Origin of the sequence: uncultured Brevundimonas sp. (assembly GCF_937863155.1) — a bacterium.
Classification (GTDB): Bacteria; Pseudomonadota; Alphaproteobacteria; order Caulobacterales; family Caulobacteraceae; genus Brevundimonas.
This window is the reverse complement of the sequence record NZ_CALMFB010000067.1, coordinates 19007-36435: the sequence shown is the minus strand read 5'-3', so window position 1 is coordinate 36435 and position 17429 is coordinate 19007. Positions and strand designations below refer to the sequence as shown.

The 17429-nt window shown below is 70.6% G+C and carries 18 protein-coding genes; 8 read left to right on the top strand and 10 right to left on the bottom strand.

Going from position 1 to position 17429, the window contains the following annotated elements; translation table 11 throughout:
• Positions 1-90: 90 nt before the first annotated feature.
• Positions 91-2154, top strand: a complete 2064-nt coding sequence (locus Q0581_RS10730) for a transglycosylase SLT domain-containing protein (RefSeq protein WP_298700123.1) — start codon at positions 91-93, stop codon at positions 2152-2154.
• Positions 2155-2164: 10 nt separating this feature from the next.
• Here Q0581_RS10730 and Q0581_RS10725 read toward each other — a convergent pair whose 3' ends face one another.
• Genes Q0581_RS10725 through Q0581_RS10710 form a run of 4 tightly spaced genes read right to left on the bottom strand, consistent with a single transcriptional unit; the run spans position 2165 to position 5320 of the window.
• Positions 2165-2923, bottom strand: coding sequence for an ABC transporter ATP-binding protein (locus Q0581_RS10725; RefSeq protein WP_298700121.1), 759 nt, complete (start codon positions 2921-2923; stop codon positions 2165-2167).
• Positions 2920-3906 carry an iron ABC transporter permease gene (locus Q0581_RS10720; protein WP_298700120.1) on the bottom strand — a complete coding sequence of 329 codons (987 nt, stop codon included), beginning with the start codon at positions 3904-3906 and terminating at the stop codon, positions 2920-2922. Before Q0581_RS10720 ends, Q0581_RS10725 begins: the two co-directional genes overlap by 4 nt.
• Positions 3903-4697, bottom strand: a complete 795-nt coding sequence (locus Q0581_RS10715; protein ID WP_298700119.1) for an ABC transporter substrate-binding protein — start codon at positions 4695-4697, stop codon at positions 3903-3905. Before Q0581_RS10715 ends, Q0581_RS10720 begins: the two co-directional genes overlap by 4 nt.
• Positions 4694-5320, bottom strand: coding sequence for a TetR/AcrR family transcriptional regulator (locus Q0581_RS10710; protein WP_298700118.1), 627 nt, complete (start codon positions 5318-5320; stop codon positions 4694-4696). Before Q0581_RS10710 ends, Q0581_RS10715 begins: the two co-directional genes overlap by 4 nt.
• Positions 5321-5416: 96 nt before the next feature.
• Between Q0581_RS10710 and Q0581_RS10705 the strand changes: the two genes are divergently transcribed.
• Genes Q0581_RS10705 through Q0581_RS10695 form a run of 3 tightly spaced genes read left to right on the top strand, consistent with a single transcriptional unit; the run spans position 5417 to position 8538 of the window.
• A complete protein-coding gene (locus tag Q0581_RS10705; protein WP_298700116.1) occupies positions 5417-6841 on the top strand; it encodes a glycosyltransferase family 2 protein in 1425 nt (474 codons plus the stop codon).
• An 18-nt stretch (positions 6842-6859) separates the two neighbouring features.
• On the top strand, positions 6860-7750 hold the full coding sequence (locus tag Q0581_RS10700) for a class I SAM-dependent methyltransferase (RefSeq protein WP_298700114.1): 891 nt from the start codon (positions 6860-6862) through the stop codon (positions 7748-7750).
• Positions 7750-8538 carry an RNA methyltransferase gene (locus Q0581_RS10695; RefSeq protein ID WP_298700113.1) on the top strand — a complete coding sequence of 263 codons (789 nt, stop codon included), beginning with the start codon at positions 7750-7752 and terminating at the stop codon, positions 8536-8538. The genes Q0581_RS10700 and Q0581_RS10695 overlap by 1 nt, the downstream gene beginning before the upstream one ends.
• 4 nt (positions 8539-8542) lie before the next feature.
• Here the strand turns inward: Q0581_RS10695 and Q0581_RS10690 are convergent, their stop codons facing one another.
• Positions 8543-9190 carry a hypothetical protein gene (locus Q0581_RS10690; RefSeq protein ID WP_298700112.1) on the bottom strand — a complete coding sequence of 216 codons (648 nt, stop codon included), beginning with the start codon at positions 9188-9190 and terminating at the stop codon, positions 8543-8545.
• Positions 9191-9250: 60 nt separating this feature from the next.
• Between Q0581_RS10690 and Q0581_RS10685 the strand changes: the two genes are divergently transcribed.
• A complete protein-coding gene (locus Q0581_RS10685; protein WP_298700110.1) occupies positions 9251-9799 on the top strand; it encodes a cytochrome b/b6 domain-containing protein in 549 nt (182 codons plus the stop codon).
• A 10-nt stretch (positions 9800-9809) separates the two neighbouring features.
• On the opposite strand, the gene hrpB is transcribed toward Q0581_RS10685, so the two are convergent.
• Positions 9810-12260, bottom strand: coding sequence for an ATP-dependent helicase HrpB (gene hrpB, locus Q0581_RS10680; protein WP_298700107.1), 2451 nt, complete (start codon positions 12258-12260; stop codon positions 9810-9812).
• 149 nt (positions 12261-12409) lie between these two features.
• On the opposite strand from hrpB, the gene Q0581_RS10675 reads away from it, so the two are divergent.
• Positions 12410-14017 (top strand): amino acid permease, encoded by a 1608-nt coding sequence (locus Q0581_RS10675; protein WP_298700104.1) that lies wholly within the window; start codon positions 12410-12412, stop codon positions 14015-14017.
• Positions 14018-14077: 60 nt separating this feature from the next.
• Here Q0581_RS10675 and Q0581_RS10670 read toward each other — a convergent pair whose 3' ends face one another.
• Positions 14078-14368, bottom strand: a complete 291-nt coding sequence (locus Q0581_RS10670; RefSeq protein ID WP_298700102.1) for a hypothetical protein — start codon at positions 14366-14368, stop codon at positions 14078-14080.
• A gap of 126 nt (positions 14369-14494) precedes the next feature.
• Between Q0581_RS10670 and Q0581_RS10665 the strand changes: the two genes are divergently transcribed.
• Positions 14495-14659 carry a hypothetical protein gene (locus Q0581_RS10665; protein WP_298700101.1) on the top strand — a complete coding sequence of 55 codons (165 nt, stop codon included), beginning with the start codon at positions 14495-14497 and terminating at the stop codon, positions 14657-14659.
• 115 nt (positions 14660-14774) lie between these two features.
• Positions 14775-15023 carry a general stress protein gene (locus Q0581_RS10660; RefSeq protein ID WP_298700098.1) on the top strand — a complete coding sequence of 83 codons (249 nt, stop codon included), beginning with the start codon at positions 14775-14777 and terminating at the stop codon, positions 15021-15023.
• A 57-nt stretch (positions 15024-15080) separates the two neighbouring features.
• Here Q0581_RS10660 and Q0581_RS10655 read toward each other — a convergent pair whose 3' ends face one another.
• From Q0581_RS10655 to Q0581_RS10645, 3 genes are all read right to left on the bottom strand, one after another.
• A complete protein-coding gene (locus Q0581_RS10655) occupies positions 15081-16292 on the bottom strand; it encodes an acyl-CoA dehydrogenase family protein (RefSeq protein ID WP_298700096.1) in 1212 nt (403 codons plus the stop codon).
• Positions 16293-16383: 91 nt separating this feature from the next.
• The gene (locus Q0581_RS10650; protein WP_298700094.1) at positions 16384-16689 is read right to left on the bottom strand and encodes an SCP2 sterol-binding domain-containing protein; all 306 of its coding nucleotides are present in this window, start codon (positions 16687-16689) and stop codon (positions 16384-16386) included.
• 81 nt (positions 16690-16770) lie between these two features.
• The gene (locus tag Q0581_RS10645) at positions 16771-17403 is read right to left on the bottom strand and encodes a hypothetical protein (RefSeq protein WP_298700092.1); all 633 of its coding nucleotides are present in this window, start codon (positions 17401-17403) and stop codon (positions 16771-16773) included.
• Positions 17404-17429 lie beyond the last annotated feature (26 nt).

Below are 17429 nucleotides of genomic sequence, written 5' to 3'. Positions count from 1 at the left end.
GCCTGTGTGGGTGGGCGCGACGCGCATTCGCCGGTACGCAGGAGGTTTAGGTCGGCGCCGCGCGCGCCGCAACCGATCAGAATGGGGATGATGCGCTTCATGATCGCGACGGCTCTGGCCACGGTTCTGGCGGCGACTGCGCCCCTGCCCCAATCGCTCAACAGCCAACCGACGGCCTATGTCGCCGCCCCGGCCTATCAGGGTCGCGTGCTGAGCGAGGCCGACACGGCCGCCTTCCGCCAGGGTCTGGCCGCCGCGCGCGCCCGCGATGTCGGCGGCGCCCGCATGGCCATGTCCCAGATCGGCGACCCCACGGCGCGCAAGCTGGTGGAGTGGGCGCTGCTGGACACCTCGGCCAACCAGCTGTCGCATTCCGAATTGGCCCAGGCGGCCCAGGCCATGGCCCGCTGGCCGCGCGGCGACGGGCGGCGCACGGCGCTGGAGGCCTCGCTGGACCTGGCCAATCCGGGGCCGGACGCCGTGCTGGCCCTGTTCGCCCAGACCCCGCCCAACAGCGTTCAGGGCGCCATCGCCCTGGCCGACGCCCTGGACCAGCGCGGCCGCCGGGCAGAGGCGCAGAGCCTTATCCGAGACTGGTGGCGCACCCGCTCGTTCGACGACGCCCAGCAGTCGCGCATCCTGAACCGCTGGTCCGGCGCCCTGACGACCGACGACCACGACGCCCGCCTGTCGATGCTGCTGCTGGGGCCGCACGGCCCGGCGACGCGCGCCATGGCGGCCATGGCCTCGCCCGAGATGCGGGGCGTCGCCCAAGCGGCCATGACCCTGCGCACCGCCTATTCGCCCGAAGGCGTGGTGGCGAATCTGAGCCCGGCCCAGGCGCGGCACCCGGCCGTGGTGCTGGAGCGGGTGCGCATCCTGCGCGCCGCCAACCGCCAGAGCGAGGCCTTCGCCCTGTTGTCGGCCCTGCCCGCCGCCCCCTCTCACAAGGAAGGGCAAGACACCCTGTGGCGCGAGCGGCGCAACTATTTCCTGGACGCCCTGCGCCTGGGCGATCCGCGCGCCGCCTATGACGCCATGGCCGGCCACGGCTTCCCGTCGGGCGACCGCAAGGTGGATGGCGAGTTCTTCGCCGGCTGGGCGGCCCTGACGCGACTGAACGATCCGGTCACGGCGGCGCGGCACTTCCAGGCCCTGCGCGAAATGTCATCGACGCCGATCACCCAAGGCCGGGCGCTGTACTGGCTGGGCCGGGCGGCCGAGGCGCGCGGCGACCGCGCCGCGGCCCAGGCCTATTACGCCGAGGGCGGGCGGCACATTCAGTCCTTCTATGGCCAGCTGGCGGCCGAAAAGGCCGGGGTCGCCACCCTGGTCCTGCCCGCCGATCCGCAACCCACGGCATCCGACGTCGCCCGCTTCGAGGCCGACGAAATGGTGCGCGCCCTGCGCATCCTGGGCGAGACGGGCGAGACCAGCCTGTATCGCGTCTTCGCCTATGCGCTGGACGACCAGCTGACCGAGCCGGCCGACTACGCCCAGCTGATGGACATGACGCGCGGCTATGGCGAGACCTTCGCCGCCATGATGATCGGCCGCGCCGCCAGCCAGCGCGGCGTTCTGATGCCCGAGCGCCAGTATCCGGTGCGAATGCCGCCGACCGTTGCCGGGGCCGCGCCCCTCCCCTTCTCACTGGCCATCACGCGCCAGGAATCCAGCTTCGACCCCCGCGCGACCTCGGGCGCCAATGCGCGCGGCATGATGCAGTTCCTGCCCGCCACGGCGGCGGCCGTGGCCCGGCGCCTGGGCATGCCCTATTCGGTCGAGCGTCTGTACGACCCCGACTACAATATGACGCTGGGGACCTATCACCTGGGCGAGACGCTCAGCGGCAGCGGCGGCTCCTATCTGCTGTCGGCGGTGGCGCACAATGCGGGCGCCGGGCGGATCAACATGTTCGTGTCGCGCTGCGGCGACCCGCGCGGCGGCCAGACCGCGCCCGAAGACTTCATCGAATGCGTGCCGTTCAGCGAGACGCGCGACTACATGATGCGGGTGCTGGAGAATATGGCCATCTACAAGGCGCGGCTGAACGGCGGTTCGGCGCCGCTGACGCCCTCGGCCGACCTGCGCGCGGGCGCGGCCGCCGGACCCCGCCCCTATGTGGCCGAAGCCGCCTCGGTCGAGGGGAACTAACCGCCCGCGATTAGTTTCGGCGCGCCGACAGCAGGGGTCCGTCCGGCCCCTGCACCCACTCGGCCGTCAGACCGAAGGCGCGGTCCAGATGCCAGGGCGAAAGGGCCTCCATCGGCGGCCCGTCGAACAGCACGTCGCCGTCCAGCATCAGCAGAACACGATCCGCATAGCGCGCGGCCAGGGTCAGGTCATGCAGGCTGACCATAACCCCGCGCCCGGCCTGCGCCTCCTGCCTCAGCCGGTCCATGACCAGCAGCTGGGCGTCCGGGTCCAGGCCGGCCACCGGCTCGTCGACCAGTAGCGCTCGGCCTGGCGCGACCAGGGCGCGCGCAAGCAGAACCCGCGCCCGTTCGCCGCCCGACATCTCGGCCACGCCCCGGTCGGCCAGGCCGCCGACGCCCAGATCGTCCAGCACCACGCGGGCGCGATCCACCGCCTGGGCCGGCGCCAGGAAGGGCGCGCCCAGGGCCGCCACCTCGACCGCCGGCATGTTCCAGGCCAGGCCGCGATCCTGGGGCAGATAGGCGGCGCGCTCGGCCCGCTGGCGAGGGTTCAGCGCGGCGACGTCATCGCCGCCCAACCGCGCGATCGCCCCCGGCCCGCCGATCGGCAACAGGCCCAGCATGGCGCGCAGCAGGCTGGTCTTGCCTGATCCGTTCGGTCCGCAGACGGCGACCACTTCTCCGGCCTGGATGCAGGCGTCGGCTTCGCGCAGAACGGTGCGGCCATTCAGAACCGCCGTCGCCTCCCACATCTCGGCCAGGATCACAGCCGCCACTCCCGCGCCGCGCGCCAGGCGATCAGGGCGAACAGCGGCGCCCCGACCAGGGCGGTGAACACCCCCAGCTTCAGCTCCTGATCCGTCGGCGTCATCCGCGCCAGCAGGTCGGCCGCCACCAGCATCAGCCCGCCCGCCAGGGCCGAGGGCAGCAGGATGCGCCCCGGATCACCCCTCACCAACGCCCGCACCAGATGCGGCGCCGCCAACCCGACAAAGCCGATCACTCCGGCCACCGCCACCGCCGCGCCCGTGGCCAAGGCCGCGCCGATCAGGGCCAGCAGCCGCAGCCGCGTCATCGACAGGCCGGACGTCGCGGCCGCCTCTTCGCCCAGGCTCAACATCCGCAGGCCCGGCGCCGCCAGGCTCGCGAGGATGGCCGACAGGGCCAGGGGCGGCGCGATCCACAGCACATCGTGCCAGCTGCGGTTCTGGACCGAGCCTAAGAGCCAGCTCATCACCTCGGCCGTGGCGATGGGTGATGGCGACAGGTTGAACACCAGGGCGGTCAGGGCGCCCGCGAAACTGGACAGGGCCACGCCGAACAGGATCAGGGCTTCGGGCTGGCGCACCCGCGCGGCGAACAGCACCAGCGCCCCGCCGCCGAGCGCCGACCCGCCCAGGGCCGCCATCTCGACCGCGCCGGGCGCCGCCGCCGCGCCCGCGACAATGGCCAGGGCCGCCCCCAGGGCCGCCGTCGCCGACACCCCCAGCACGCCCGGATCGGCCAGCGGGTTCCTCAGCAGCCCCTGCATCACCGCCCCGGCCAGACCCAGCGCCGCCCCGACCAGCAGGGCGCAGATCACGCGCGGCGCCCGCACGGCCCACAGCACCTCGCCCGGCCCAGACGCCGGATCGCGCATCGCCTCGGCCCACTGGGCGGGCGTCAGCAGGGTCTCGCCCATCAGCACGGCCAGCACGGCCGCAACGGCGATGCCCAGCCCCAGGCCGGCGATCAGCCCCGGCCGCCTCATGTCGCCTGGTCCGCCAGCATGGACGCCGCATCGGCCGCGAACCAGGCGGGGCAGGCCGTGACGGCGCCGGGCAGGCGCGCCGCCGTCCGCCCCTTGGCCGCGCGCATGACGACCGGATGGCGTCCCGCCCCGCGCCAGTCGGCCCGCGCCTGTTCGAAGAAGGCCAGGATGAAGCGCGTCGGCGGCTCCAGCGCGATCCGCTCCACGCTGACGGCGCCGAAACCGGGCGCGGGCGCCGCATTCTGATACCCCGCGGCCCTCAGTATGGCGTCGATCAGCACCCCCGGCCCGGCCGTGAAGCCGCCGGTGGTCAGATACAGCGCCCGGCCGCGCGGCCGTTCCGGTTTCGCGTCCTGCAGGCGGGCGTCCATCCGCGCGATCAGGGCCTCGCCCCGCGCCGTCTGGTCCAATGCGACGGCGACAGCGCGCACATTGGCCCGCACCCCATCGAAGTCCGTCGCGTCATTGATCGTGGTCACCCGCGCGCCGCGCCGATCCAGCGCGGCCAGCAGGCGCAGCTCCCCGCCCCAATAGCGGACCACCACATCGGGCCGGAACCCCACCGCCGCCTCCAGCGTCGGTCGCATCTGGCGCCGCCCGCGCGCCTGATCGCGCAGCCAGGAATCCGGGTCGTCGGCGCGGGGCGACAGGGCCAGTTCGGCGTCGGGCGCCAGGGCCATCACATATTGATCCGCGCACGGGTCCAGAGACAGCACCCGCAATGGTCGCGCCTGAACCGGCAGGGCGGCGGTCACCGCCACGGCCGCCAACGCCCAAACCCCTGTCCTCACGGCGTCAGCAGGCCGTCGAACAGGGCGTCCAGCAGGGTGCGCGTCAGCTGTTCGCGGTCCACCCAGTCGAAATAGGGTTTGGTGATCATCAGCGATACCACCCCATGACCGCCCGCCCACAGGGCCTGGGCCGCCGCCCGCGGCTCGGCCCGCAGGCGACCGGCGGCGGCGGTTTCGTCCACCACCTGCTGGAAGGCGGCGAACAGACTCAGGCCCACTTCCTGCGCCGCCGTCTGGGCGTCGCGCGCCTCCAGCGGGCGGGTCATATAGACCAGGCGATAGGCGTTGGGATTTTCGAAGCCGAACCGGACATAGCCTTCGATCATCGACCGCAGCCGCTGTTCCGGCGGAGCCTGGTCGGCCACGATGTGCCCCGTCGCCTCGGTCAGGGTCTCGAACGCCCCGCGACAGATCTCCTGCAGGATCTCGCCCTTGTCGGCGAAATGCATATACAGCGCCGTCGACGACAGGCCGACCTCGTCCGCGATCTTGCGGATCGTCGCGCCTTCATAGCCGTGCTCGACGAAGATGCGTTCGGCCGCGGCCAGGATCTCGGCGCGGCGCGAATGGCCTTCGCCCTTGGGCTTGCGTGTACGGACGGAACTGGCGGCGGTGTCGGTCAAATCAGGCTCCGGGCCTTGCGCGGCCTTCCATAGCGGCATTCGCCCCCCCGCGCCAACCGCTTGCCGGGCGCATCGCGGCGCCTTAGCCGTTGTCGGATGGGGGACGGGACGGATCAGGATGCGGGGGCGGCCCGGCTGGGACCGCCGTTCGAGGACAGCGCCGCGCGACTGGGCGCCACGACCGGTCAGGTGATGACATGGTCGGCGCTGGGCCTGCTTCTGATCACGGCCCTAGTCGCGGCGCCCGGCGGGACACTGGCCTGTCTGGTCGTGGGGATACAGGGGCTGTTCCTGCTGGCGGCCCTGTGGCGCGGCCTGCTGATCCTGGTCAGCCGGCGACCGCCGCCGCACCGCGAACGACCCGGCACCTGGCCGCGCTACACCATACTGGCGGCCCTGCACGACGAGGCCGAGGTTCTGCCGCAACTGGTCGAGCGCCTGTCCGAGATCGACTATCCGCCCGAGCGGCTGGAGTGTTTCCTGGTGCTGGAGGCCGACGACGACGCCACCATCGCCGCCGCCCGCGCCACGCCCCGGCCCCAGTGGATGCGGCTGCTGATCGCGCCGCCGGGCTATCCCCGCACCAAGCCCCGCGCCCTGAACCATGCGCTGGGCGTTTCGACCGGCGAGTTCCTGACCATCTATGACGCCGAGGACGACCCCGACCCCCTGCAAATGCGCGAGGCGGCGTCGCGGTTCGCCGACGATCCGGGGATCGGCTGCCTGCAGGCGCCATTGCGCATCCGGCGCAAGTTCAAGACAGCGGAACCCTCGCCCTTCGTGGACCGACAGTTCGCGGCCGAATATGCGGGCCTGTTCGAGGTCACCCTGCCCGGCATGGCGCGGCTGGGCCTGCCGTTTCCGCTGGGCGGCACATCGAACCACCTGCGGGTTTCGGCCCTGCGCGATGTCGGCGGCTGGGACAGCCACAATGTCACCGAAGACGCAGACCTGGGCTTTCGCCTGTGGCGGGCGGGCTGGCGCTCGGGCGTGATCCGCCGCCCGACCTATGAGACACCGCCGGGAACCCTGCGGGCCTGGCTGCCGCAACGGACGCGCTGGCTGAAGGGGTTCATGCAGACCTGGGGCGTGCATACGCGACGGCCGTCATTACTGGGCTGGCGCGGCATGGCGTCACTGTCGGTGACCCTGGGCGTTTCGATCCTGTCGGCCATAGCGCATGGGCCGGCCCTGGCCTGGCTGGTGTCGGCCCTGTTCCTGTCGGCGGTCGCGGGAGTGACGCCGCCGACCCCGGCGCTGGCGGTCGGGGTGCTGTTCGTCGGCGCGGCCATGGCCTGGATCACCACCTGGATCGGCGCACGCCGCGCGGGGGCGCCCTATGGCCTGGGCGACATGATCTCGGCCCCGGCCTATTGGTCGATGCTCAGCCTGGCCTTTGTTCACGCCGCCTGGCGGCTGGCGACCCAGCCGCATGCCTGGGACAAGACCCCGCACCTGCCCGACCGGCCGCTGGTGATCGAAGAGGCGCCGCAGGCCGCCTCTGGACGCCGGGCCGCCTGAGCGCCTATCCAGCCGCCCATGGCCCCCACCCTGTCGCCCAGCCCCGAAACCCTGATCACCCGCGCATGGCCCGACTACGCCCTGCTGGACAGCGGCGACGGGCGCAAGCTGGAGCGCTATGGCCCCTTCACCGTCGTGCGGCCCGAGCCCCAGTGTTTCTGGACCCCGCGCGACCCGGCCGCCTTCGACAGCGCCGACGCGGTGTTCGATCCGACCGGCGAGGACGACGACGGCCGTTGGCGCTTTTCGGGTCAGGCCATCGACGCCTTTCCCCTGGCCTGGAACGATGTGCGGTTCACGGGGCGGTTCACCCCCTTCCGGCACCTGGCCTTCTTTCCCGAACAGGCGGCCAACTGGGCCTGGATGGACGCCCGCGTTCGCCGGCTGGAGCGGCCGCGCATCCTGAACCTGTTCGGCTATACCGGCGTGGCCAGCCTGGCCCTGGCGGCGGTGGGGGCTGAGGTCACCCACGTCGATGCGTCCAAGAAATCCGTCACCTACGCCCGCGAGAACGCGGCCCAGTCAGGGCTTCAGGACGCCCCCATCCGCTGGATCGTCGAGGACGCCCGCAAATATGTGGCGCGCGAGGTGCGGCGCGGCTCGAAATACCACGGCGTCGTGCTGGACCCGCCCAAATACGGGCGCGGGCCGACCGGCGAGGTGTGGCGGCTGTTCGAGGATCTGCCGGGCCTGCTGAAGGATTGCGCCGCCCTGTTGGCCGATGATGCGGACTTCCTGCTGCTGAACGCCTATGCGGCGCGCATCTCGGGCCTGTCGCTGGCGCATCTGATGGCCGAGGCCCTGCCGGATCGCGGCGGGCGGATCGACTGGGGCGAACTGGCGCTGTCGGAAGACGGGCCGGACGCGCGGGCCATCGGCTTGTCCTTCTTCGCGCGGTGGAGCGCCTGATGGACGCGGTCATCACCTCCCTGACCAACGACACGGTCAAGTCGGTGCGCGCCCTGCACGCCAAGAAGGAGCGCGAGGCCACCGGCCTGTTCCTGGCCGAAGGGCTTAAGTTCATCGGCGAAGCCCTTGATCTGAAACACGCGCCCCAGATGTTGCTGGTGGGCCAGGACGCGCGGCCGCACCCGCTGCTGGACCGGGCGAAGGCGGGAACCCGCGCCGCCGGCGGCCGGGTCGTCACCGTCACCCACGCCATCCTGGAAAAGATCAGCCGCCGCGATAACCCCCAGACCGTGCTGGGCGTGTTCCGCCAGACCTATACGCCGCTGGACGCCATCAACCCGGCCGCCGCCCCCTGCTGGATCGCACTGGAGCAGGTGCGCGATCCGGGCAATCTGGGCACCATCATCCGCACCGCCGACGCGGCCGGATGCGGCGGGGTGATCCTGATCGACGACTGCGTGGACCCGTTTTCGGTCGAGGCGGTGCGCGCCACCATGGGCTCGGTCTTCGCCGTCACCATCAGCCGCGCCTCGTCCGACGAATTCCTGGCCTGGCGCGCCCGCTGGCCCGGCAGCGTGATCGGCACCCGGCTGGACGCCACGGCCGGCTATCGCGACGGCGCCGTGACCCGCCCCGCCCTGCTCTTGATGGGCAATGAGCAGGCCGGCCTGACAGACCGCCTGGCCGCCGCCTGCGACATCAATGTGAAGATCCCCATGCGCGGCCGCGCCGACAGCCTGAACCTGGCTATCGCCACGGGGATCATGGCCTACGCCCTGACGGAATAGCCCGTCAGGCCGGATGCGGCTCCAGCCGGATGTTCCGCACCGCGCGCCAGCCCGAGACGGCGTCGCCCTGCAGCCGGACGATGCCCGAGCCGCCCCGCAGCTCCTGCGCCGCGCGATAGGCGGCGTCGACGCGGAACTCTGCGTCGAACACCGCATCGTCGATATAGTAGGGCCGCCGCCCCGGCTCCTGAACGAACAGATGCACATGCGCGGGCATGGTCATGTCGGGATAAGGGGCGGGTTTGATGGTCTCGAAGCGATAGTCGCCCTCGGCGTTGGTCCGAACCCAACCGCGCAGCCGCCCATGACGGCGGCTCCATTCCGTTTCGTTCGAACCGTTGGCGTACAGTCCCTGGGCGTTGGTGTGATGGGCGTAGATCACCACGTCCGGCGCCGGCGTCACTCCATCGGCTGCATGGACACGACCTGAAAGGACCATCCGTTCGCCGGGTTCATCCGGTCCGGCCAGGGCCAACGACCACGGCAGACCCCGCGCATCGCGCTCGCCCGTCGCCTCGCACCCTTCGCAGAGATACAGGTTCGGGCGCACGCCGGGCGCATCCGCCGTCTGCGACCGCGAACAGGCGGCCGTCGCCGCAAAGGCGCCCGACAGGCCTGCGACGCAGAAGAGCCTTCTGTGCAGATCGCTCATGTCGCATCCTCCGCGAAAATCGTCAAAATCCTATCGGTTTTTGAACGCGAGAAAAAGCAGATGACACAGGCCGCAACGCCGCATGTCTGGAACCGTACGGCCAGGTTTCTTCACTGGGTCGTGGCGGTCCTGATCGTGGCCCAGTTCATCACCGGCTGGTCCAGCGAGAACGCCGAGACGCGCCAGGCGGAGCTCCTGTTCGGCCGCACCCATTTCCAGTTCGGCGTGCTGCTGGGCGGACTGATCCTGTTGCGGCTGCTGTGGCGTCTGTCGCACGTCGCACCGCCGCCGGCGCCGGGCGAACCGGTCTGGCGACGCAGAACGGCAGCTTGGGTGCATGGGCTGATCTATCTGGCCCTGCTGATCCTGCCGGTCACCGGCTATATCGTCTGGGTGCATATGAAGGAGGCCATGGACCTGTTCGGCCTGGTCACGGTTCCGGCGGTCTTCACGCCGACGCCAGACGACGAACGGCTGTGGGCCGGCGCCTGGTATGTGCATTTCTTCGCCGGCTGGATGCTGCTGGGCCTCGTCGCCCTGCATGTCGGCGCGGCGCTTTATCACCAGTTCGTGCTCAAGGACGGCCTGATCCGGCGGATGGGACGCTGATGTCCGCCGTCTAGGTTCCGCGCGGCTTGGCGCGGGTAGTCGGGTCGGCGTTGGCGGGGTCTTCGGGCCAGGGGTGGCGCGGATAGCGGCCGCGCATCTCGGATCGCACCGCCGCCCACGACCCGGCCCAGAAGCCCGGCAGATCCTTCGTCACCTGCACCGGTCGCCGCGCGGGCGACAGCAGGGCCAGGGTCAGGGGAACCCGCCCGCCGCCGACCATGGGATGCGTCTTCACCCCGAACAGTTCCTGCACCCGGATATCGACGCGCGGCCCGCCCTCGGCGCCATAGTCGATGGCCGCGCTGCCCAAGGGCGTCTCCAGCCGCGACGGCGCCAGCGTCTCCAGCGTCCGCTGCAAATCCCACGGGATCAGCGCGCGCAGTCCCTGCTCCAGCGCCGCATCGCTCAGGGCCGACAGGGCGTTCACCGCATCCAGCAGCGGATGCAGCCAGGTCTCGGCGGCCTGCGTCAGCCCGGCGTCCGACACATCGGGCCAGGCTGGGTCCAGGCCGTGCAGGAAGCTCAGCCGCGCCCTTAGCGCGCCCGAGCGCTCGCCCCATTTCAGCGCCCCTGGTCCCTTGTCCGCGAACTCGGCCGCCAGGGCTGCGGTCACCGCCGCCCGATCCGGCGCGCCGATGATCTTTTCCGACAGGGTCAAAGCGCCGATCCGGCGCAGGCGGCGCAGGGTCAGGCGGCCCGAAGGCTCGCGCGCCACCCGGTCCTCCTCGACCACCAGAGGCGCCAGTTCGGTTTCCAGCAATGTCTCGTCCAGCCGGGCGGCCAGGCGGATGCGGTCGCTGGCCTCGCCGCCGCCCAGTTCGCCGACCGCCAGCCAGGGCTCCCGCGCCAGCGGATCGTGCGGGTCCAGATGCGCCCCGCGCCCGGAGGCCAGCAGCACTTCGCCCGCCTTGCCGCGCGCCCGTGCGATCCGTTCGGGGAAGGCCACGGCCAGCAGGGCGCCGGGATCGACATGTCCGCCCGTCCCGCCGCCCGCCGCCCGCGCCCAGCGGTCGATCAGCGCCCCCGCATCGCGCGCGCGCGGCGACCGATCGCGCTCCAGCCCCCTCAACCGCTCCACCAGATCCGTGTCGTTTCCGCCCAGCCCCGGTTCCGACAGCACCGCCGCGATGCGCGCCCCCAGTCTGGCGTCGCCTGCATCCGAAGCCGTGGCGACCAGATGCGCCAGTCGCGGCGACAGCGGTATGCGCCCCAGCCGGCGCCCGTGCGGCGTCAGGGCGCCCGCACCGTCCAGGGCGCCCAGCCGCCCCAGCACCTTGCGCGCCTCGGCGAAGGCGCCGGCGGGCGGCGGGTCCAGCAGGGCCAGGCCATCGGCCGACATCGCCCCCCACCGCGCCAGGTCCAGCGCAAGACCGGTCAGGTCGGCCTCCAGCATCTCGGGCCGCTGGCGCGGGACCAGGCCCCGGCTCTGTTCCTCATCCCACAGGCGATAGCAGACGCCGGGTTCGACGCGCCCCGCCCGGCCCCGCCTCTGCTCGGCCGAGGACCGGCTGACCCGCACCGTGGCCAGGCGCGTCAGGCCGCTGGCCGGATCGAAACGCGGCACGCGCGACAGGCCCGAATCGATCACCACCCGCACGCCTTCGATGGTCAGGCTGGTTTCGGCGACCGAGGTGGCCAGAACCACCTTGCGCCGCCCCGGCGCCGCCGGCTCGATGGCGCGATCCTGCTCGGCCTTGTCCAGAGCGCCATACAGGGCGACCACATCGACGGCGGGGTCGCGCAACCGCTCCATCAACCGTTGACGAACACGGTTAATCTCGCCCTGCCCCGGCAGGAAGGCCAGAATGGAGCCGGTCTCCTCGGCCAGGGCGGTCAGGCAGGCCCGCGCGGCCGCATCCTCGATCCGCACCGCCGGATCGCGGCCCAGATATCGCGTCTGAACCGGAAAGGCCCGGCCCTGGGCCTCGATCACCGGCGCCGCCTCGCCGTCCGGCCCGGCCAGCAGCCGCGAGACGCCGGCGATGTCCAGCGTCGCGGACATGACGATGATCTTCAGATCGTCGCGCAGCACCGCCTGGCTTTCGCGCGCCAGGGCCAAACCCAGGTCGGCGTCCAGGCTGCGCTCATGGAACTCGTCGAACAGCACCGCCGCCACGCCTTCCAGACCCGGATCGTCCAGGATCATGCGGGTGAAGACGCCCTCGGTGATCACCTCGATCCGCGTCTGAGGCCCGATGCGGCTTTGCAGGCGCGTGCGGTATCCGACCGTTTCGCCGGTCGCCTGTCCCAGAGTGCGGGCCATCCGCTCGGCCGCCGCGCGCGCGGCCAGTCGTCGCGGCTCCAGCAGCAGGATCCGCCCCTCGCCGCGCCAGGGCTGGTCCAGCAAGGCCAAGGGAACCACGGTCGTCTTGCCCGCCCCCGGCGGCGCGGCCAGCACCACCGCCGCGTGGTCCGCGACGGCGCGTTTCAACTCATCCAGGACGGCGTGGATCGGCAGCATCGCCCTGCGCTCTAGCCGCAACGGGGCCGTTCACGAAAGCGTCGTCTGAGGTTCACCAAATGGAAACCGCGTTGCGCGCGGGCCTTTGCGCCGCTAGCGTCGCGCCCGAAGCGGCAGAGGCCGCTGTTTTTTATCGGGAGGGGAACCCCATGTGGCGCGTTAAGTCGCTAGACGCGATCCTGGCCACGGCTGAGAAAAAGTCGCTCCATCGCTCGCTAGGCCCTGTGCAGCTGACGCTGCTGGGCGTCGGCGCGATCATCGGCACCGGCATCTTCGTTCTGACCGCCGCGGCGGCCCAGAAGGCCGGTCCGGGCATGATGTGGAGCTTCGTCATCGCCGGCGCCGTCTGCGCCGTCGCGGCGCTCTGCTATTCGGAACTGGCCTCGATGGCGCCGGTGTCCGGCTCGGCCTACACCTATACCTACGCCGTGATGGGCGAACTGCTGGCCTGGACGGTCGGCTGGGCGCTGATCCTGGAATACGCCGTGGCGGCCTCGGCCGTGTCGGTGGGCTGGTCCGGCTATGTGCTGGGGCTGATCGAGAACGCCCTGGGCTTCGACTGGCCAGACATGCTTCAGGCCGGTCCGACGTGGAGCATGAACGGCTTCATCCCGTCGCCTGACTTCTCGGCCGGCATCATCAATGTGCCCGCGATCATCGTGGCCCTGTCGGTGACGCTGCTGCTGATGATCGGCACGACGGAATCGGCCCGCCTGAACGCCATCCTGGTGGCGATCAAGGTCGCCGCCCTGACCGCCTTCATCGTGTTGACGCTGCCGGTGCTGCAAGCCGACAACTTCACGCCCTTCGCGCCCAACGGCCTGTTCGGCACCTCCTCGGGCATGGGCATCGTCGGGGCCGCGGCCTCGATCTTCTTCGCCTATGTCGGCTTCGACGCCGTTTCGACGGCGGCGGAAGAGACCAAGAACCCGCAGCGCAACGTGCCCATCGGCCTGATCGGTTCGCTGGCCATCTGCACCATCTTCTATCTGTTCGTCGCCGTCGGCGCGATCGGCGCCATCGGCGCCCAGCCGGTGCTGGGCCTGGATGGTTCGGCGGTCCAGCCGGGCTCGCCGGGCTTCGTCGCCGCCTGCGCCCTGGCCGAAAACGCGAACCAGCTGGTCTGCTCGAACGAGGCCCTGGCTCACGTCCTGCGCGAGATCAACTATCCGGCCGTCGGCAACGCCCTGGGCACCGCCGCCATGCTGGCCCTGCCGTCGGTCATCCTGATGATGATCTTCGGCCAGACGCGCATCTTCTTCGTGATGGCGCGCGACGGCCTGCTGCCGGCCAGCTTCGCCAAGGTGCACCCCAAGTGGAAGACGCCCTACATCGTGACCCTGTTCACCGGTATCGCGGTGGCCATCGCCGGGGCGCTGTTCCCGGTCGGCCAACTGGCGGACATCTCGAACTCGGGCACCCTGTTCGCCTTCTTCATGGTGTCGATCGCGGTGCTGATGCTGCGGATCAAGGACCCGAACCGTCGTCGTCCGTTCAAGACGCCGCTGGTGTGGATTCTGGCCCCGCTGTCGGCGTTCGGCTGCGCCTTCCTGTTCTGGAACCTGCCGCATGACGCCAAGATGGTGCTGCCGATCTGGGGCGGCATCGGCCTGGTGGTCTATCTGCTGTACGGCATCCGCAAGAGCCACGTCGGCCGCGGCATCGTGGATGTGCCGGAACTGGATCCGAATGCGCCCCAGCAGCCGGTGCCGCCCATGCCGGGCGCCCCCACGCCGGGCAGCAAGGACGAGAACTGATCCCTCGTCCCTGATCCTGAACCAAGGCCCCGGAGAGCGATCTCCGGGGCCTTTTTCCATTCAGCGGCGCATCAGCAGGCCGAGCAGCAGACCCGCGCCCAGGGCGTAGAGGCCCGCCCGCACCGGTTCCGTCTGGATGGCCGTACGGGTCCGCTGGACCCTGCGCGCGGCCCACAGGCGGCTGCGGGCGACATCCTGGCGCACGGCGGCGCGCAGGCGTTGCGCCGGCGCACGGGCCTGACCTTCCAGCAGGATACGGTCGGCCGCGCGTTCCAGAACGCGGCTGGGGCGGTCGAAGCCGTCGTCGATGATGTCGTCGGCTACGGGCGCGGAAGCATAGGTCTGGGGCATGGGTCTGTCCTGGATTGAGAGGGCGCACCGACAACCCATGCGGCCGCGAGCCGGTTCCGCGACCAACGGCCTCAGGCCCGGATCGGCCGGCGCTGCGCAGCGTTCTTTCCGTTCAGGAGAAACGCCATGACCTATATCGAGCCCACCCCGCCCGGCGCGCCCCAGCCCGAGGTCGATCCGACCCCGTCGCCGGTTCCAGAGATCACCCCCGACGAAACGCCTCATGAAGTGCCGCCGCTACAGCCCGGCGGCGGCGGCCCGGGCGATTCCCGACCGCACGACCACGGCTGAGTCGCTGAAAAGTCAAACCGTTCGCCGGACGGGGAAATGCCATTTCGTCCGGAACCTGAAGCATTGCACGGGGTTCAGAACAGCAACCGACGCCCCGTAACCAAAGGAGCCTCCGATGGCCGAAGGACAGACCACCCGCGCTTCCGGCGTGTCCAAGCGCGGTTTCGCCTCGATGGACCCGGAACGCCAGCGCGAGATCGCCCGCAAGGGCGGCGCCAGCGTCCCCAGCGAGAAACGCAGCTTCTCGCAGGACCGCACCCTGGCCGCCCAGGCCGGCCGCAAGGGCGGCGAGGCCTCGCATGGCTCGCGCACCCGTGCGCCCAATGAGGATCAGGCCGAGACGCCGCCCCGACCGGGCATGTGATCCGATCCGAAAGTCAGAAGGGCGGCCGGTCCGCACCGGCCGCCCTTTCTCATGGCCTCAGCGCACCGGGCGCCCGCCGTGCTTCGCATACTCCAGACGGGCGATGGCGCGGTTGTGCACCTCGTCCGGGCCGTCGGCGATGCGCAGGGTGCGGGCCATGGCGTACATTTCCGCCAGCGGCGTATCGCCAGAGACGCCCGCCCCGCCGAACGCCTGGATGGCGTCGTCGATGACCTGAAGCGCCATGCGCGGGGCCGCCACCTTGATCTGGGCGATCTCGGAGCGGGCGTTCTTGGCCCCGGCATGGTCCATCATCCAGGCGGCCTTCAGCACCAGCAGGCGGCACATTTCGATGTTGGTGCGCGCCTCGGCCACGCGCTGCTCCCATACCGAATGTTCGGCCAGCGCCTTCCTGAAGGCGGTGCGGGTCAGAAGCCGCTGGCACATCAGCTCCAGCGCCCGCTCGGCCATGCCGATCACCCGCATGCAGTGGTGGATGCGGCCCGGCCCCAGGCGTCCCTGCGCGATCTCGAAGCCCCGCCCCTCGCCCGCGATCAGGTTCGCCGCCGGCACGCGCACATTGTCCAGCACCACCTCGGCATGGCCGATCGGCCGCTCGTCATAGCCGAACACCGACAGCATCCGCTCGATGCGGAAACCGGGCGTGTCGACCGGCACGATGATCTGCGACTGCTGGGCGTGGACGGCACCGTCGGGGTCGGTCTTGCCCATGACGATGGTCACCGCGACGTTCGGATGGCCCATGTTGGTCGACCACCATTTGCGGCCGTTGATGACATAGTGGTCGCCGTCGCGTTCGATGCGGGTTTCGATATTGGTGGCGTCCGAACTGGCCACCGCCGGCTCGGTCATCAGGAAGGCCGAGCGGATGTCCCCGGCCATCAGCGGCGTCAGCCAGCGCGCCTGCTGCTCGGCGTTTCCATACAGGTGCAGCACCTCCATGTTGCCGGTGTCCGGGGCGTTGCAGTTGAACACCTCGGCCGTCCACAGATGCCGCCCCATCATCTCGGCCAGGGGCGCATACTCCATGTTCGTCAGGCCCGCGCCATGTTCGCCCGGCAGGAACATGTTCCACAGACCCGCCTGACGCGCCTCGGACTTCAGCGCCTCCATCACCGGCGGCTGGCGCGTATGATCCCGGTGCACCTGGGCCCAGTATTCGGCCTCACGCAGCAGAACCCGCTCGTCCAGAAAGCGCCGGACGCGATCCTGCCAGGCCAGGGCCTTGTCGCTGTGCTGGAAATCCATGGGGCGCTCCTGTGGGGTCGGGTCAAAAAGAAAACGGCGCGGTCACCGTGAGGCGCCGCGCCGTTCAAGGCCTTGAGTCAGATCAAGCGCATCAGCGCTTCAGCAGCGGCGCCAGCTTCTGGGCGATCATCATGTCGCCGGCGATCTTCAGCTTGCCCTGCATGAAGGCCATCATCGGGTCCAGCTGACCCTGCGACAGGGCCAGGAAGTCGTCCCACGAGATCGAGACGGTGGCGTCGGCCGGCTTGTCTTCATTGGTCACCGAGTTCGGCGTCGAGGCGCCGTCGATGAAAATCTTGCCGATGTCGCCGAGGTCCAGCTTGACGGTCTTGCCTAGGCCGGCGTCGTCGCCCACGGCGGCGCGGATTTTTTCAGTCACTTGAGCCAGATCGACCATGGACGTTTCTCCTGGAAAAAGGGGTCTGGATGAGGACGTAGCCCCCCGCCCGCCCGGCGCCAAGATCACGTCGCGGAAACCTCAGTGCGACGATGCGTCCGAGGGGGCCTGATCCCGATCGTCCGTCATGCGCTGACGCATCTCGCGGTCGCGGCGTTCGGCCTCGACCCGTTCGCGCCACGCACGGCGGGCGTCACGTTCCGCCTCCCAGTCAGGGCGCGGGGCGTCAAAGCCATAGCCGCGGTCTTCACGCCGGATCTCCGGCGGGGCCGGTTTCTCGTGACGCGGCGCGGACGAACCGAAGATGCGGGTGAACCGCCTCAGCAACGGGGTCGATTCCTTCGGCGTGTCGGCCGGTTCGACCTCTTCGTCGCTGACGGCCGGCGTCGCCGGCGGCAAATCGCCGGGCTGGAAGGCGTCGACCAGGGTTCCGACCTCCATCACCGGGCCGGCGATCAGTTCCGGCTCGACCGGCTGGACCACTTCGATGCGGATTCTCTGGTCGGTCGGAATATCGGCCACGGCGTCACCGCCCGTCGCCCGCATCAGGCCCAGAACGCCCAAGCCCAGAACACCAAGACCCAGCAGAACGACCGCCCCCGCCGCGGCGCCAAGCCGCCAGTCCAGCCGCAGGCGGGACACACGGTCGCGCACGATGTCCACGATGCGGGTCAGGGCCTGACGATCCATGCCGACACAAAGCCGATAATCCATGTCCGCATCAAGACCGGCCTTTACAG

Excerpts from the sequence above, each read along its gene's own strand:
- Q0581_RS10730 (WP_298700123.1), top strand. The coding sequence starts at position 91 with ATGCGCTTCATGATCGCGACGGCTCTGGCCACGGTTCTGGCGGCGACT.
- Q0581_RS10720 (WP_298700120.1), bottom strand. The coding sequence starts at position 3,906 with ATGAGGCGGCCGGGGCTGATCGCCGGCCTGGGGCTGGGCATCGCCGTT.
- Q0581_RS10705 (WP_298700116.1), top strand. The coding sequence starts at position 5,417 with ATGGGGGACGGGACGGATCAGGATGCGGGGGCGGCCCGGCTGGGACCG.
- Q0581_RS10700 (WP_298700114.1), top strand. The coding sequence starts at position 6,860 with ATGGCCCCCACCCTGTCGCCCAGCCCCGAAACCCTGATCACCCGCGCA.
- Q0581_RS10695 (WP_298700113.1), top strand. The coding sequence starts at position 7,750 with ATGGACGCGGTCATCACCTCCCTGACCAACGACACGGTCAAGTCGGTG.
- Q0581_RS10690 (WP_298700112.1), bottom strand. The coding sequence starts at position 9,190 with ATGAGCGATCTGCACAGAAGGCTCTTCTGCGTCGCAGGCCTGTCGGGC.
- Q0581_RS10685 (WP_298700110.1), top strand. The coding sequence starts at position 9,251 with ATGACACAGGCCGCAACGCCGCATGTCTGGAACCGTACGGCCAGGTTT.
- hrpB (WP_298700107.1), bottom strand. The coding sequence starts at position 12,260 with ATGCTGCCGATCCACGCCGTCCTGGATGAGTTGAAACGCGCCGTCGCG.
- Q0581_RS10675 (WP_298700104.1), top strand. The coding sequence starts at position 12,410 with ATGTGGCGCGTTAAGTCGCTAGACGCGATCCTGGCCACGGCTGAGAAA.
- Q0581_RS10670 (WP_298700102.1), bottom strand. The coding sequence starts at position 14,368 with ATGCCCCAGACCTATGCTTCCGCGCCCGTAGCCGACGACATCATCGAC.
- Q0581_RS10665 (WP_298700101.1), top strand. The coding sequence starts at position 14,495 with ATGACCTATATCGAGCCCACCCCGCCCGGCGCGCCCCAGCCCGAGGTC.
- Q0581_RS10660 (WP_298700098.1), top strand. The coding sequence starts at position 14,775 with ATGGCCGAAGGACAGACCACCCGCGCTTCCGGCGTGTCCAAGCGCGGT.
- Q0581_RS10655 (WP_298700096.1), bottom strand. The coding sequence starts at position 16,292 with ATGGATTTCCAGCACAGCGACAAGGCCCTGGCCTGGCAGGATCGCGTC.
- Q0581_RS10650 (WP_298700094.1), bottom strand. The coding sequence starts at position 16,689 with ATGGTCGATCTGGCTCAAGTGACTGAAAAAATCCGCGCCGCCGTGGGC.
- Q0581_RS10645 (WP_298700092.1), bottom strand. The coding sequence starts at position 17,403 with ATGGATTATCGGCTTTGTGTCGGCATGGATCGTCAGGCCCTGACCCGC.